The sequence below is a fragment of the Streptomyces sp. S4.7 genome, from assembly GCF_010384365.1.
Classification (GTDB): domain Bacteria; phylum Actinomycetota; class Actinomycetes; order Streptomycetales; family Streptomycetaceae; genus Streptomyces.
Map to the genome: position 1 here is coordinate 210,654 of NZ_CP048397.1, position 13,981 is coordinate 224,634.

14 protein-coding genes are annotated in these 13,981 nt (G+C 70.9%); 7 read left to right on the top strand and 7 right to left on the bottom strand.

Annotated elements, in window-relative coordinates:
- Positions 1-257: 257 nt before the first annotated feature.
- Both SSPS47_RS00965 and SSPS47_RS00970 read right to left on the bottom strand, forming a co-directional pair.
- Complete coding sequence (locus SSPS47_RS00965; RefSeq protein WP_164254323.1) at positions 258-1,844, bottom strand: acyl-CoA carboxylase subunit beta; 1,587 nt, start codon at positions 1,842-1,844, stop codon at positions 258-260.
- 127 nt (positions 1,845-1,971) lie between these two features.
- Positions 1,972-2,160, bottom strand: coding sequence for an acyl-CoA carboxylase epsilon subunit (locus SSPS47_RS00970; protein ID WP_147876106.1), 189 nt, complete (start codon positions 2,158-2,160; stop codon positions 1,972-1,974).
- 373 nt (positions 2,161-2,533) lie between these two features.
- Here SSPS47_RS00970 and SSPS47_RS00975 point away from each other — a divergent pair, with 373 nt between their 5' ends.
- Positions 2,534-3,532, top strand: a complete 999-nt coding sequence (locus tag SSPS47_RS00975) for a ScbA/BarX family gamma-butyrolactone biosynthesis protein (RefSeq protein ID WP_164247729.1) — start codon at positions 2,534-2,536, stop codon at positions 3,530-3,532.
- Between the two features lie 99 nt (positions 3,533-3,631).
- Here SSPS47_RS00975 and SSPS47_RS00980 read toward each other — a convergent pair whose 3' ends face one another.
- Entirely contained in the window at positions 3,632-4,498 is an 867-nt protein-coding gene (locus SSPS47_RS00980) for an NAD(P)H-binding protein (protein WP_164247731.1), read from the bottom strand.
- Positions 4,499-4,690: 192 nt separating this feature from the next.
- Here SSPS47_RS00980 and SSPS47_RS00985 point away from each other — a divergent pair, with 192 nt between their 5' ends.
- Positions 4,691-5,368 (top strand): ScbR family autoregulator-binding transcription factor, encoded by a 678-nt coding sequence (locus tag SSPS47_RS00985; protein WP_164247734.1) that lies wholly within the window; start codon positions 4,691-4,693, stop codon positions 5,366-5,368.
- Here SSPS47_RS00985 and SSPS47_RS00990 read toward each other — a convergent pair.
- Together SSPS47_RS00990 and SSPS47_RS00995 are read right to left on the bottom strand one after the other, a co-directional pair.
- Complete coding sequence (locus SSPS47_RS00990) at positions 5,361-6,980, bottom strand: FAD-dependent monooxygenase (RefSeq protein WP_164247737.1); 1,620 nt, start codon at positions 6,978-6,980, stop codon at positions 5,361-5,363. The two genes, SSPS47_RS00985 and SSPS47_RS00990, sit on opposite strands and share 8 nt — an antisense overlap.
- Before the next feature lie 46 nt (positions 6,981-7,026).
- Entirely contained in the window at positions 7,027-7,611 is a 585-nt protein-coding gene (locus SSPS47_RS00995; RefSeq protein ID WP_164247740.1) for a TetR family transcriptional regulator C-terminal domain-containing protein, read from the bottom strand.
- A gap of 70 nt (positions 7,612-7,681) precedes the next feature.
- Here SSPS47_RS00995 and SSPS47_RS01000 point away from each other — a divergent pair, with 70 nt between their 5' ends.
- The 3 genes from SSPS47_RS01000 to SSPS47_RS01010 all read left to right on the top strand — a co-directional run bounded on the left by SSPS47_RS01000 (position 7,682) and on the right by SSPS47_RS01010 (position 9,706).
- On the top strand, positions 7,682-8,683 hold the full coding sequence (locus SSPS47_RS01000; protein WP_203557758.1) for a PEP/pyruvate-binding domain-containing protein: 1,002 nt from the start codon (positions 7,682-7,684) through the stop codon (positions 8,681-8,683).
- Positions 8,577-9,140: a GPP34 family phosphoprotein gene (locus SSPS47_RS01005; protein ID WP_239064719.1), complete on the top strand. Its 564-nt coding sequence runs from the start codon at positions 8,577-8,579 to the stop codon at positions 9,138-9,140. The genes SSPS47_RS01000 and SSPS47_RS01005 overlap by 107 nt, the downstream gene beginning before the upstream one ends.
- Before the next feature lie 128 nt (positions 9,141-9,268).
- Positions 9,269-9,706 (top strand): nuclear transport factor 2 family protein, encoded by a 438-nt coding sequence (locus tag SSPS47_RS01010; protein ID WP_164247746.1) that lies wholly within the window; start codon positions 9,269-9,271, stop codon positions 9,704-9,706.
- Between the two features lie 286 nt (positions 9,707-9,992).
- On the opposite strand, the gene SSPS47_RS01015 is transcribed toward SSPS47_RS01010, so the two are convergent.
- Positions 9,993-10,691, bottom strand: a complete 699-nt coding sequence (locus tag SSPS47_RS01015; protein WP_164247749.1) for a haloacid dehalogenase type II — start codon at positions 10,689-10,691, stop codon at positions 9,993-9,995.
- A gap of 84 nt (positions 10,692-10,775) precedes the next feature.
- Between SSPS47_RS01015 and SSPS47_RS01020 the strand changes: the two genes are divergently transcribed.
- Positions 10,776-11,348 carry a CGNR zinc finger domain-containing protein gene (locus SSPS47_RS01020; RefSeq protein ID WP_164247753.1) on the top strand — a complete coding sequence of 191 codons (573 nt, stop codon included), beginning with the start codon at positions 10,776-10,778 and terminating at the stop codon, positions 11,346-11,348.
- Positions 11,349-11,406: 58 nt separating this feature from the next.
- On the opposite strand, the gene SSPS47_RS35075 is transcribed toward SSPS47_RS01020, so the two are convergent.
- The gene (locus SSPS47_RS35075) at positions 11,407-11,682 is read right to left on the bottom strand and encodes a hypothetical protein (RefSeq protein WP_239064720.1); all 276 of its coding nucleotides are present in this window, start codon (positions 11,680-11,682) and stop codon (positions 11,407-11,409) included.
- 520 nt (positions 11,683-12,202) lie between these two features.
- Here SSPS47_RS35075 and SSPS47_RS01030 point away from each other — a divergent pair.
- Entirely contained in the window at positions 12,203-13,768 is a 1,566-nt protein-coding gene (locus SSPS47_RS01030; protein WP_164247756.1) for an MFS transporter, read from the top strand.
- The last annotated feature ends 213 nt before the right edge of the window (positions 13,769-13,981 follow it).

Below are 13,981 nucleotides of genomic sequence, written 5' to 3' on the forward strand. Positions count from 1 at the left end.
AAAACAGGACAGACGGTTTGTCAACAGCAAACCGCTCGCGCTGTTTCGATGCACCGTACAGCAGAGCCTCTCTCAACTCTCCTTATAAAACGCTGACTTGGGCGTTTCTCTCCTTCGCACCCGCCGCCCCACAGGGCCACATCGGGGTGCCACTCGCGCCCGGTGAACGAGCGGCCTTGCACCCTGAGCGCTGTTTTCGGACAGGGCGAACAGACCGGCCGTGCTGCTCGGCCGGCGCAGTGGTCACAGATGTGCAGTTACTGCGGCGGGTTGCCGTGCTTGCGGGACGGCAGGTCCGCGTGCTTCGTACGGAGCATCGCGAGGGCCGAGACGAGGACCTCGCGGGTCTCGGCCGGGTCGATGACGTCGTCGACCAGACCGCGCTCCGCGGCGTAGTAGGGGTGCATCAGCTCGGCCTTGTACTCCTTGACCATGCGTACGCGCATGGCCTCGGGGTCCTCGGCCTCGGCGATCTGCTTGCGGAAGATGACGTTGGCGGCGCCTTCCGCGCCCATCACCGCGATCTCGTTGGTGGGCCAGGCGTAGGTGAGGTCGGCGCCGATGGACTGGGAGTCCATGACGATGTAAGCACCCCCGTACGCCTTGCGCAGGATGAGCGAGATCCGGGGCACGGTCGCGTTGCAGTACGCGTACAGCAGCTTCGCGCCGTGGCGGATGATGCCGCCGTGCTCCTGGTCGACGCCGGGCAGGAAGCCGGGCACGTCCAGCAGGGTGACGATCGGGATGTTGAAGGCGTCGCACATCTGGACGAAGCGCGCGGCCTTTTCGGACGCCTCGATGTCCAGGACACCGGCGAGGGACTGCGGCTGGTTGGCGACGATGCCGACCACGCGGCCGTCGAGCCGGGACAGCGTGCAGATGATGTTGGTGGCCCAGCGCTCGTGGATCTCCAGGAAGTCGCCGTCGTCGACGAGTTCCTCGATGACCTTGCGCATGTCGTAGGGGCGGTTGCCGTCCGCCGGGACCAGGTCCAGGAGCACGTCGGAGCGGCGGTCGGCCGGGTCCTCGGACTCGGTGGTGGGCGGGTTCTCGCGGTTGTTGGAGGGGAGCATCGCCAGCAGGTAGCGGACCTCGGCGATGCACGTCTCCTCGTCGTCGTACGCGAAGTGCGCGACGCCCGAGGTCTCGGCGTGCACGTCCGCGCCGCCGAGGCCGTTCTGGGTGATCTCCTCACCGGTGACCGCCTTGACGACGTCGGGGCCGGTGATGAACATCTGCGACGTCTCACGGACCATGAACACGAAGTCGGTCAGGGCGGGGCTGTAGGCCGCGCCGCCCGCGCACGGGCCGAGCATCACGCTGATCTGCGGGATGACACCGGAAGCCCTGGTGTTGCGCTGGAAGATGCCGCCGTAACCCGCGAGGGCGCAGACGCCCTCCTGAATACGCGCGCCCGCCCCGTCGTTGAGCGAGACGAGCGGCGCACCGGCCGCGAGAGCCATGTCCATGATCTTGTGGATCTTGGTGGCGTGGGCCTCGCCCAGCGCGCCGCCGAAGATCCGGAAGTCGTGCGCGTACACGAAGACCGTGCGGCCGTCGACGGTCCCCCAGCCGGTGACCACCCCGTCCGTGTACGGCTTCTTCGCCTCCAGGCCGAACCCGGTGGCCCGGTGCCTGCGCAGCTGTTCGACCTCCCGGAAGGAGCCCTCGTCGAGCAGCAGCGCGATGCGCTCGCGGGCGGTCAGCTTGCCCTTGGCGTGCTGCGCCTCGGTCGCGCGGTCGCTCGGCCCCGCCACAGCCCGGGCCTTGATCACGTGCAGCTCCGCCACATGACCGTGCAGATCGCCCGGTCCCGCGGCGGCCGGCACGGAGGCAGTCTTCATCGCCATCCCTGGTCCCTTCCTGGGACAAGGCCGGGAGATCTCGCCCGGCCTTGTGGAGAACATTCCCCAACCGCGTGTGCGGTCGCGTTTCCCGTGGCGGACTGCGCGCCGTGCGGTGGCGGCAGGCTCACCGCCAACTGCCGGGCGCCACGTAGCCCCCGGGCCGCTTCCACCAGTCCCACCCCCGTGGCAATCCACGAGCGGTCTCCGCCCGTGCCTGCGCCCGCAGCGCGAGCAACACCACCGCCACCGCGGCGAGTTCCTCCTCACCGGCCCGGCCGCGTTCCAGGCGGAGCACCGCCGGTGCACGCTCCATCCGTCCCACCCCCTGTCTCCTCGAGCCCGGTCATGGTCGATCAGGAGACTAGAGAAGCGCTGAGGGACCGCTTGAGGTCCGCCACGGGCGGTCCGGACAACCGGCCCTGAGAACCGCGAGTCGACCATGCGCCAGGAGGGCGGGACACCGCGATGTTGTCCGAGGTTCCCCCTGGCCAGCGGCCGAAAACATGCGGCTCACATCAGGCCCGCGGGGCCCGATAGGGAACCACCCCTTCCACAAGCGGTGCAGACGGAGGGCCCCGTACCGCTGGAATGCAAACAGGTCGGTATGTATGTTCGCCACCCGTACACCCACACCGACACCATCAGCAACAGCACCTACAGGCCAACGCCGCTCAGGGGGAACAGACATGTCTGCGAGCACGTGTCGTGCCATACACGCGTTACCCACCGCCGGCCACACCGAGTGCGACAGCAACACCCGGAGAACCACCGCCCCCCGCTACCACCCGTCCCTGACCACCACGGTCCCGAAGGAGTTCGTGCACCGCGCCAGCATCGCGGAGGTGATGCTCACCGCCTGGGAGCGCGTGGACGACAACCGCTTCACCGTCACCGCCCAGTGGCCCCGCGGACACAGCTTCTACGCCAACGTGGACGGCTGTCACGACCCGCTGATCGCCGCCGAGACGATCAGGCAGACCGGACTTCTCCTGGCGCACGCCGAGTTCGGCGTCCCCCTCGACCACCATCTGCTCGTCGGTGAGCTGGACTTCACCATCCGCCCCCCGCACTTCCGCGTCGGACCCACACCCCCCACGCTCCAACTCGACGTCACCTGCACCAAAGTGGAAGAACGCCGCGGCACCCTGACCCGCTGCCGCGTCGATGTGGAGATCCGCCGGGAGGGCCATCTCGCCGCCACCGGCGGCGGCTCGTTCACCTGCATCGGCCCCAAGATCTACCAGCGGCTGCGCGCCGCGAAAATCCTCACCGGTGAACGCGCACCGGCCATCTCCCCGGCACTCTCCGAAACCCCGCGAGCCGTCGGAAGGACCTCACCCGCGGATGTCGTGCTCTCCCCCACGGGACGGCCCGGCCGCTGGCACCTGAGGGTCGACACCCTCCACCCCATCCTCTTCGACCACCCCGTCGACCACGTCCCCGGCATGCTCCTCCTCGAAGCCGCCCGCCAGGCCACCACGGCCACCCTCGGACACGCCTCCCTGCCGCTCGCCGTCACCAGCGAGTTCACGCGCTACGTCGAGGTCGGCACAGCCTGTGTCATCGAGGCACGCCGACTCCCCGCATCAGGAGCCGACCACGAGGAAACCGTCCGAGTAACCGCCCACCAGGACGGAACAGCCGCCTTCCACGCGACCGTGACCATCGCCTCACCCGCCACGTGATCCCGGGTCCGGTGCCCGGCACCCGCCGGGCACCGGACCACTCTCCCGACGCGCCTACGGTCTCCAACTCCCGTTCCAAGCCGGGTAACTGACTGATCGTCAGGTCATTTCATTCTCCGCGAGTGGGGCGAAGACGTCGAGATGATCCTCAGCCCACTCCCGGAACGACCTCGCCCGGCGGCCCGTCAGCGTACGGACGGTGTCGTCCACCTGGGCCTTCGCACCGGCCCGCTGCCGTTCCGCGCTCTCCAGCAACGCCTCCGCGACCGGCGCCGGGTAGCGCCGCTCCAGCCCCGCGCGCGCCTCGTCCCGGCTCAGCTCCTCGAAGCGCAGCCGGACGCCCAGCAGCAGGCCGAGTTGCCGTGTCTGCCCGACCGCCGTGAGGGCCCGCGGTCCGGTCAGCGTGTACGCACACCCCGCGTGCCCCTCCTCGGTCAGAACCCGCACGGCGGCCTCCGCGACATCTCCGGGATCCACACAGGCGTTGGCCGATGTCCCGTAGAGCGCGCGCACGGTCCGCTCGGACCGTATGGAGGCCGCCCAGGCGAGGGAGTTGGACATGAACGCGCGCGGACGCAGCAGGGTCCACTGCGTCCCGGACGTCCGCAGCAGTTCCTCACTCGCACGCTGCCACCGGGTGATGAGGTCGTCGGCCCGCCGGTCCAGGACTGCCGCCGCGGACAGTTTCACCACCCGCCGCACCCCCGCCGCCCGCGCGGCATCGATGATGCGCGCGTCGTGGTCCCCCCCGACCCGGGTGGTCACCAGGAACACCGTGCGCACCCCCGCCACTGCCCGGGCCAGTGCCCGCGGATCCTCGTAATCCCCGCCGACCCTCTCCACCGCCGGCGACAACCCGGCGACCTTCGCGGGATCCCTGGCCCAGACGCGGACCCGCCGACCGGCGGGCAGGCGCCGCGCCACCTCCCGCCCCACCGTTCCGGTCACACCCGTCACCAGAATCACCCGGCCTCCCCCTTTGTAAGAACTCCCCGCTCCGGGCCCATGTCCCCGTGCCCGCGTCCGTCTCCGTCCCCGTGCCTCACCGAATCCGGTTGGCACCAGGGACAGGCACGGGAGGGACCACATGGCGGTAAGATACGGACTGGACGGTTTTTGTCGGGGTCTCCGGGCTCAGTGAAGAAAAGGAGGCCGACAGTGGTGCAGCAGGACCGTGCGATCCGCACTCGGCAGACGATCCTCGCAGCCGCGGCCAAGGTCTTCGAGGAGCGAGGGTACCGGGCGGCGACGATCAGCGAGATCCTCACCACCGCCGGCGTCACCAAAGGCGCCCTGTACTTCCACTTCCCCTCCAAGGAGGACCTGGCGGAGGGAGTGATCAGCGAGCAGGACCACCAGCTGCCCGTCCCCGAACGCCCCTGCAAGGTCCAGCAAATGGTCGACACGATATTCCTTCACACCTACCGCCTGCAGACCGACCCACTGGTCCGGGCCGGCGTCCGGCTCGCCCTCGACCAGCAGGCCCAGGGGCTCGACCGCAGCGGCCCCTTCCTGCGCTGGAGCCAGGTCGGCACCGATCTGCTGAACAAGGCCCAGGCACAGGGCGAGCTGATGCCCCATGTCGTACCCGCCGAGACCTCCGACGTGCTGGTAGGAGCCTTCGCCGGCATCCAGGCCATGTCCCAGGCCACCTCCAACTACCGGGACCTGCCCCACAGAGTCGCCATCCTGCTGCGTCACGTACTGCCCAGCGTCGTGGTGCCGTCGGTGCTCGCCGCGGTCGACGTCTCCGAGAACAGAGGGGTCTCCGTCCACCGGGCACTCCAGAACACCCGCACCACCGGACAGCAGCGGCACCCGGCGCCCCTCAACTGACCGCGCCCGGAAGGGCGTCGCGCACTCCCGCTCCCCCGCCTCCACCGAAGTACGCCCGGAGAGCGGACGCGAGACCGCCGCCCCCCGCCGCCCAGCCGACGTACCCGTCGGGCCGCACCAGCACCGCTCCGTACGGCAGACCCGGCACCGGCTCCGCACGCACCACCCGCAACACCCCTTCCCACGGCCGCGCCTGTGCCTCGTAGCCACCCGCGTCCACACTCGCGCTCTCGCCCTCGCGTGTGACTGCATCCTCGCCCGTGGCGAACAGCAGCAGCAACGGCCGCCCCCCGGCCAGCAGACGGATCACATCGGTACGTCCCTCCCCCGTCACCAGTGGGACGTTGGCCAGGAAGCTCCCCTCCCAGGGAGAGGAGTCCGCACCGCGCGCCGGCAGCACCGTGTCCTGGCCACTGACCATCGACGCCAGCACACCACCCTCCGGCGCCCCGGCCAGCAACTCACCGAACAGAGCCCGCAGCGGGTCGAGTTCGGCGTCCGGCCGCATCAGCTCCAACTGTGCCCGCGTGTGGTCGATGACCCGCTGCGCCGCGGGCCGCCGCTCCCGGTCGTACGTGTCCAGGAGCCCCTCACCCGCCCATCCACGCACCGTCAGCGCCAGCTTCCACCCGAGATTCAGGGCATCCAGCACCCCCGCGCTCAGGCCCTGACCACCGATCGGGAAATGCACATGCGCCGCATCCCCCGCCAGCAGCACCCGCTCCTTGCGATAGCACCCCGCCAGCCGGGAGAAGTCACTGAACCTGCTCAACCACCTCGGCGACCCCATCCCCACCTCCCGCCCCACAATCCGCGACACCTCCCCGCGAAACTCCTGCAACGACAGCGGCGCTCCACGCGCAGCCGAAGCACCCTCACAGTTCAACGTCCGCAACCGCACCCCACCACCCGCGACATCCTTCACCACCACCCATCCACGCGGCGTCCGATGCCACCCCGCCGCCAGGGCCCCCGTCTCCTCCAACCGCACATCACCCGCCATCGCGGACACCGTCGCCGGGTACGACCGCGATGCGAAACCCGCCAACTCGCGCACCACACCACGCGCACCGTCCGCCCCCACCACATACTCCGCGACCCACTCCACCGCCCGCCCACCAGGCCCGACCGCCGAGACTCGCACCCCCTCCGCCGTCTCACGCACCCCACTGACCCGATGGCCGCGCAGTACCGACACCCCCGCGGCCCGCGCCCGCTCCTCCAACGACCTCTCCAACGCCTGCTGTTCACACTTCAGCACCGCCACCGGCTCCCCCACCGGCACCGAGATCGTCAGCCCCGGCATCCCCGCGAAGTGAAACCCACCATTCCCACTCCCGGCACCGGTCCGGGCACCCGCGAACCCACCCAGATAACCGCGCCGCACAAGAGACTGCACCGACCGCGCGTGCAGCGTCGTGGCCCTCGGCCGACCCGACACACTCCCCCGTGCCTCCACCACCGACACCCCGACCCCGAACGCCGCCAGCTCACACGCGACGAGCAACCCCACGGGGCCCGCGCCCACCACGACCACGCCCGCCCCAACGCCGCCCACAGCCCCCACCCCGTCCCCCGGCCAAACCCCACCCGCCCCGGCACCCGGAAACATACCGCACAAGCGGTACCCACAGCGGTGCACTGCGGTCAGGCACGCACTAAACCGACCGGCCACCGAAGAGCAGGGCGAGTTGGGCGTCGAGCGCCGCCACCGCGTCGTCCTCCGCGTACTGCAGCGACAGCAGTTGCAGACCCAGCCCGTCGACGAGCGCGAGCAGACCGGCGGCCGCACGCTCCGGATCCACACCGTCCGCCGGACCGGCGGCCCGGAGCTGGTCGGCGATGAACGTCCGTGTCTCCGCAGCGAGTTGACGCAACCTGGACGCGATCGACGGCTTGACCGCGGCGTAAGCCAGAAACGCGAGCACGACGTGGTTCTCCAGGCGGCGCGTCTCGTCCAGCGGCAGCACCTGCAGCAGCAGACCGCGAACGAGTTCGAGCGGCGGCCCCGGCACGAGTTCGGCCTGTGACCGTTCGCGGATCCGGTCCATGACCATGCCGAGAGCGAACGTCATCATCTCGTCCTTGGTGCGGAAGTAGTGCTGCACCATCCCGGTCGAGACGCCCGCCTCCGCGGCGACGTGCCGCAGGCTCACCTTCTCCAGGCCGCCCGAGGCCGCCAGTCTCATCAGCGCGTCGGCGAGCAGCTCGCGGCGCTCACGGTGGTCGACCTTGCGGGGCACGCCCCCACTTTACATTGCGCCTGTAATGCCTCCGGGATACATTGCAACTGTATTGAAAAGGAGGTCCGCGATGGACGTGCTCGAACTGTCGGTGATCGACCCGGAGCAGCGGGAGCTGGTGGGCGGGAAGGCCGCCGGGCTCGCCGCGCTGATCCGGCTGGGCGAGCGGGTGCCGGACGGGTTCTGTGTCACGACCGGGGCGCACAGCCGCGGCGAGGTGCCGCGGGCCGCATTCCTCGCCGCGTACGAGCGGCTCGGCGCCGGACCGGTCGCGGTCCGTTCGAGCGCGACCGCCGAGGATCTGCCGGACGCGAGCTTCGCGGGCCAACAGGACACCTCCCTCGCGGTCGAAGGCGCCGACGACGTACTCGCGGCGGTCCGGGCCTGCTGGAACTCACTGCACACGGAGCGGGCCACCGCCTACCGCGAGGCCGCCGGCATCGCGCACGACACCGTACGGATGGCGGTCGTCGTCCAGCGCATGGTCGATGCCGAGGTCGCCGGCGTGCTGTTCACCGCCAACCCGGTCACCGGCTCGCGGAGCGAGTGCGTCGTCGACGCCGCCCCCGGCCCGGGCGCGGCCGTGGTCGACGGCGCGGCAGCCGCCGACCACTATGTGCTGGACGGTACGGCGCCCGAGGTACGAGGCTGCCTCACCCCGGCCCGGTCGAACGAACTCCGCGAGGTCGGTGACCGGCTCCAGAGCCGGCAGGGCGCACCGCAGGACGTCGAGTGGGCGTACGACCACGACGGCACGTTGTGGCTGCTCCAGTCGCGGCCGATCACCACGCTGTTCCCGGCGCCCCCGGCGCCCCCGGCGAGCGGGCGGCCGGGGCCGCGCCTGTATGTCGAGTTCGGTCATGTCCAGGCAGACCCTTCTCCCGGCCCGGACGTCGGACGGCCGCACATTCACCGGCACGGGCGCCGCGACGGGGCGGGCCAGGGGTCCGGCCAGAGTGGTCCGCGTGTCACTCGCGCTCGCCGGCGGCGAGCTGATCGATCTGCCGAACGCGCGAGCCGCGAGGCTGGACGGCGACCGTGTCGTGCCGGACAGGAGCGGGGCGGTCGATGACCATCTGCTGAACGAGGCGTCGGCCGCCCTCGCCCGGCAGGCGCCGTACGAGTCGGTCGAGGACTGGCTGTGGCGCCGGGGCCGGGGCCTCGCGGCCGTCTACCTCACCGCTCTCAAGTCGCAGGGGGAGATCACCTGGCGGCGCCGCTCCCGCTGGGCCCCCTTCGGGAGCAGCCGGGCCGTACTGACCGATACGCCCGCCCTCCGCTCGGCGCGGGAACGCCGGACATCGGACGAGCCCGTCCTCGCCTCCCTCGGTACGGCCATCGGAATCCACGATCAGGAACGCCCGCAGGACCAGCGGGACCAGCGGCTCGAAAGTCCCCCCGATGTGGCGGACGAGGCAGTGGAGACGGTGCTGGCCACGGTCCACAACGCGGTGAGGGACCTGGAAGCCGAACGGCAACGGCGGTCCATCGAGGATGCGGCCTTCGACAACATCTGGCGAGGTCAATGACACCTCTCCCGGCGGGCGGCACCGCCGGGACGCCCACATGGCCGGGTCATTGCCGGGGCCGACCCGGTCATGATAGTCATGAAACTGACTAGTACCATTCATGACTATCCAGAGGCCGGGGCCACACCATGAGCACCGCAGACCGATTCCGCGAAGCCGTCGACAACCGTGACCTGTCGTCCCTGGACGGCCTGTTCACCGAGGACATCCGCCTCTACAGCCCCGTGAAGTTCGCACCGTTCGAAGGCAAGCCGATGGTGCTGGGCCTGTTCGGGGTCCTGCTGCGCACGTTCGAGGACTTCCGCTACGTCGGTGAGCACACCGGTACCGCGCGGACCAGCGGCGACGGCGCATCCGCCCCGTCGGCGGTTCTGCTGTTCCGGGCCACGGTCGGCGGCAAGGAGATCCACGGCATCGATCTGCTGCACTTCGACGGCGACGGGCGGATCAAGGAATTCACCGTGATGGTCCGGCCCAGGTCCGCCGTCCACGCCCTCGGTGAGGCCGTACTCGCCGGGTTGGTCGCGGACGGACTCGTACCGGCAGAGGCACCGGCGCGTCCGTGACGCGTCCGTGACGCCGCCACTGCGGTGGTTGTCGGTGCCGGTGTGGAGGCGGGCGGTCCGCGCACCGTGCTCGCGGCATGTGGCACGACCTCTCCTCGACAACGTTGTCAGGGGAGGGTCATTGTTTGGCCGAAACACGCTCACGTCAAGGTCGACGGTTCGTCCCTTTCGGCCCGCCCGGCGTCCAACTCCGGCACACCGGCCGGGCGACGTGTCGCCCAGGCCGGCCGCGCGTTCGGCCGGTCCCACGACGGGGCGCGGTGCGGCGACGCCCGGGTGTGCTGGACTACGTCGCCGTCAACTCGGTGACCAGTTCGTCCAGTTCGTCGAACCGCCCGTCGAATTCGTCGGTGTCCGTCGGAGGGTCCCCGCCGGGTCGCCGGACGTAGGCGGTCCGCATGCCGCTCGCCTGGGCCGCGCGGAGGTCCCAGGCGTGGGCGGCCACCATGAGTACGCGTTCCGGTGGGCACCCGGCGGTGTCGACGGCGAGGCGGTAGACCTCCGGCGCCGGCTTGTAGGCGCGGACGGACTCGGCGGACAGGGCTTGGTGCCAGCGCAGCCCGGCATGTGCGGTGAGCCGGAGCAGAGTGGTGCGGCCGGCGTTGGAGAGTCCGACCACGGGAAAGCGGCGGGCGAGCCGGTCGAGACCGGCGACGGAGTCGTCCCAGGGTGGCAGGCGCCGGCTCGCCGTGGCCAGGCGGGCGATGGCCGCCGGTGCGGTGAGTCCGCTGTGGTCGGCGACCAGTTGGGCGGCCTCCGCGTCGATGACGTCGGTACCGGCGTACGCGCGCCGGCCTTGCCCGACGCGCCTCTGCTCGCGCTCGCGATGCCGCTCCCACAAGGAGAACGACTCGTCGACGAGGACGTCGGCGTCCCCGGACTCCGGCACGGCGGCGCGGATCTGCGCACGGAGCCCGCCGGGTTCGTCGACCAGTGTGCCGAGGACGTCGAAGACGACGACCTCGATGTCGTGGATGCGGGCCATACGTCCTCCCGTTCGAGCCGACACGTCACCGGCTCAGCAGGTGACGACCTTGCCAGCGGTACCGTCACCGGTCAAGATGGTGACGTGCATTTCGCGTATGTGAGCGGCAACGCGGCCCTCGATCTGGCCGGCACCGTGGGATCCCGCCGGGACGCGCCCGTCGACGCCCTGGCGACGCCCGCGGACCTCGGACGATGGGTGGCCGAATGCGCCGAGCTTCCCGGCCTTCCCGGTCCTTTCACCGCCGATGTCGCGGCGTTCGAGTCCGCGCGGTCACTGCGGGAGGCGGTCTACCGGCTCGCTCTGGACCGTGTGCTCGGCCGGCCCTTCGACCCGGACAGCCTCCGAACCGTCAACGACGCGGCCACCGGGCCGGCGCTCACGATCGAGTTGGGTGACGCGGGACTTCACATGGAGGGAGACCTCGCCGCGGTGCTCACGCACGTGGCCAGAAGCGGTATCGCCGCGCTCGCCGATCCGCACGCCTGTCTCAAGGAGTGCGGCCGCCCCGGCTGCACGCGAATCTATCTCGACCGCTCGCGGGGCGCCCGGCGCACCTGGTGCGGAATGGACGAGTGCGGCAACCGCGTGAAGGCCGCCGCCTACCGGGCGCGCAGACGGGCTACGGGCACAACATCTCCCCGGGGCGCGCGGTAGGTCCGTGCCGCAGGCGTACGCGGATGGCGTACGCCTCAGTCGGCCCGCGGCGCCCGGCTCAGGTCCCGCAGACCGGCACCGTCCGCACATGTCCGCCGAGGTTCTCGTCGTCGGTTCCCGCAACGGCGTCGGCGCAGCCGGGCAGACACTCCACCGCTTCGACCTTGTACCGCGGATACGTCCCCGGTACGGCGGGGGACGCCGCGAGCGTGACCCGTACCCGGCCCGCCGCCGACACGCTCACCCGGCCCGCGCCGCTCACCGCGGAGTCGAACGGGCCGTCGTCACCGGCGTCGGACGCCGAGCCCACGATGATCCGGCCGGAGCCGGTCACCGGGATGTCGGAGATGTGGCGCGTACCGTCGCCGGTCGGGTACGCCGCCCGGTACGCCTTGCGTCACGGCGCCGAACAGCGGCCGGCCCCACGAGGCGAACGTCAGCGGAGCCGCGTACAGCGTGGCGGGACGGTCGGCGCCGGCTCCCCGGTCCGCCCACAGCACGGCGAACTTCCCCTGCTGAGCGACGAGCGCGAAGCTTTCGCCCCGGCCGCCGCCGGACGCCTTGCGTACACGGTGGGTCGCCTGGGGCGGATCGTACGGCCGCGCCCTGTGGCGGCCCTGCGCCACACGCGGGCGGCGGACCACGCACAGGCCGGGTCGGCCGGGGTCAGCCGTCGTCGTCGGCCAGGGGACCGGCGACGCGTCCGGCGACAGCACGCCGCGGCTCGCGGTCCAGCCGCGCGTCGGTCGCGACCCGGGTCCAAAGAGGCAGGGCGGTCCGATTCATGGTGTTCTGACCTCAGCGCCGAGCGGCTGAGGCAGGGCCGTGGAGGTCCACTGCGAAGGAAGACATCGATGAGCGATCCGTCGATCCCCGGCCGGCCGGGCGGGACAGCGAGCGGCAGGACGGGGGACGCGGAGACCTCCGCCCCCAGACAGCCGGTGGACGAACCGGATCCGCACCGCTGGTGGGCGCTGGCCGTCATCGCGACCGCCCAGCTCATGGTGGTGCTCGACGCGACCATCGTGAACATCGCGCTTCCCTCGGCACAGCGCGCCCTCGGCATCAGCAACGGGAACCGCCAGTGGGTGATCACCGCCTACACTCTGGCCTTCGGCGGTCTGCTGCTCCTCGGCGGGCGGATCGCCGACCTCGTGGGCCGCAGGCGTACGTTCATCATCGGCCTCATCGGGTTCGCCGGTGCCTCCGCGATCGGCGGCGCGTCCACCGGACAGGAGATGCTCTATCTCTCCCGCGCGCTCCAGGGCGTCTTCGCCGCCCTCCTGGCACCGTCCGCGCTCTCCCTGCTCACCACGACCTTCCCCACCGGCAAGGAGAGGGCCAAGGCCTTCGGCATCTTCAGCGCCATCGCGGGCGGCGGTTCTGCCATCGGGCTGCTGCTCGGCGGCATCCTCACCGAATGGCTCAGCTGGCGGTGGTGCCTGTACGTGAACGTCCCCATCGCCCTCCTCGCCGTCATCGGCGCGTTCACGCTGCTCAAGGACCGAGCGGGCACCAAGGGCGCGCACCTCGACATTCCGGGTGTCTTCCTCGGCTGCGGCGGGCTCGTCGCGATCGTGTACGGATTCAGCCGGGCCGAGGCGATCGGGTGGACCTCCGCGGAAGTCCTCACCGTGCTGAGCATCGGCGTCGCGCTGCTCGTCACGTTCGCCTGGTGGCAGACCAGGTCATCCGGCCCGCTGCTGCCCCTGCACATCGTCCGGGAGCGCAACCGGGGCGGTTCGATGATCGTGATGGCGATGACGACGATCGGCCTGTTCGGCGCGTTCCTGTTCCTGACGTACTTCCTCCAGACCATCCTCGGGTACTCGCCGCTCAGCGCCGGTCTGGCGTTCCTGCCGCTCTCCGCCGGCATCATCATCGGCTCGACCCAGATCTCCGCCCGGCTGCTCCCCCTCGTACCGCCGCGCATGCTGCTGGTCCCCGGTCTGCTGCTGAGCGCCGGCGGCATGTTCTCGCTGACGTTCCTCGACACCCACTCCACCTACGCGGGGCACATCCTGCCGGGCACCATCCTGCTGGGCTTCGGGCTCGGACTGACCTTCCTGCCCATCATCTCGACGGCCACCAGCGGGGTCGCCCCGAGGGACTCGGGCGTCACGTCGGCGACCGTCAACACGGCTCAGCAGGTGGGCGGTTCCATCGGTACGTCCCTGCTGAACACGATCGCGACCACCGTCACGGCCTCCTACCTGACCAGCCATCTCGCCGCCGCGGCGCGCGAGGGCGGTCTGACACCCGCGGAGCGCAGGAACATCGTGAACACCGGCACGGTCCACGGCTTCACGGTGGCCATCGCCTGGGCGGCGATCATCCTTCTCGCGGCGGCGGTCCTCGGCGCCGTCATGATCAACGGCAAGTCACCCAGGGCCCGCGCGGCGGAGGAGTCGGCCGCCTAGGGTCTGTCGTTCGGATCAGGCCGGATCAGGGAGCGGGGTCCGGTGCGTGCGACCGCAGGGCGGAGGAGGGAGGCATGGCGGAGCCGTGCCGACCGACGACAACGCGGCGGGCGTGCGTGCCGGGGACCGCGAGCCCGGCAGGATCCGAACGACAGACCCTGGGTCCGGGCCGGCGGGTCTTCGGGAATCAGCCCGGGCCCGTCGCGGGCCCGG

Coding starts and splice junctions, on each gene's coding strand:
- SSPS47_RS00965 (WP_164254323.1), bottom strand. CDS start 1,844: ATGAAGACTGCCTCCGTGCCGGCCGCCGCGGGACCGGGCGATCTGCAC.
- SSPS47_RS00970 (WP_147876106.1), bottom strand. CDS start 2,160: ATGGAGCGTGCACCGGCGGTGCTCCGCCTGGAACGCGGCCGGGCCGGT.
- SSPS47_RS00975 (WP_164247729.1), top strand. CDS start 2,534: ATGTCTGCGAGCACGTGTCGTGCCATACACGCGTTACCCACCGCCGGC.
- SSPS47_RS00990 (WP_164247737.1), bottom strand. CDS start 6,980: ATGTTTCCGGGTGCCGGGGCGGGTGGGGTTTGGCCGGGGGACGGGGTG.
- SSPS47_RS01000 (WP_203557758.1), top strand. CDS start 7,682: ATGGACGTGCTCGAACTGTCGGTGATCGACCCGGAGCAGCGGGAGCTG.
- SSPS47_RS01010 (WP_164247746.1), top strand. CDS start 9,269: ATGAGCACCGCAGACCGATTCCGCGAAGCCGTCGACAACCGTGACCTG.
- SSPS47_RS01015 (WP_164247749.1), bottom strand. CDS start 10,691: ATGGCCCGCATCCACGACATCGAGGTCGTCGTCTTCGACGTCCTCGGC.
- SSPS47_RS01030 (WP_164247756.1), top strand. CDS start 12,203: ATGAGCGATCCGTCGATCCCCGGCCGGCCGGGCGGGACAGCGAGCGGC.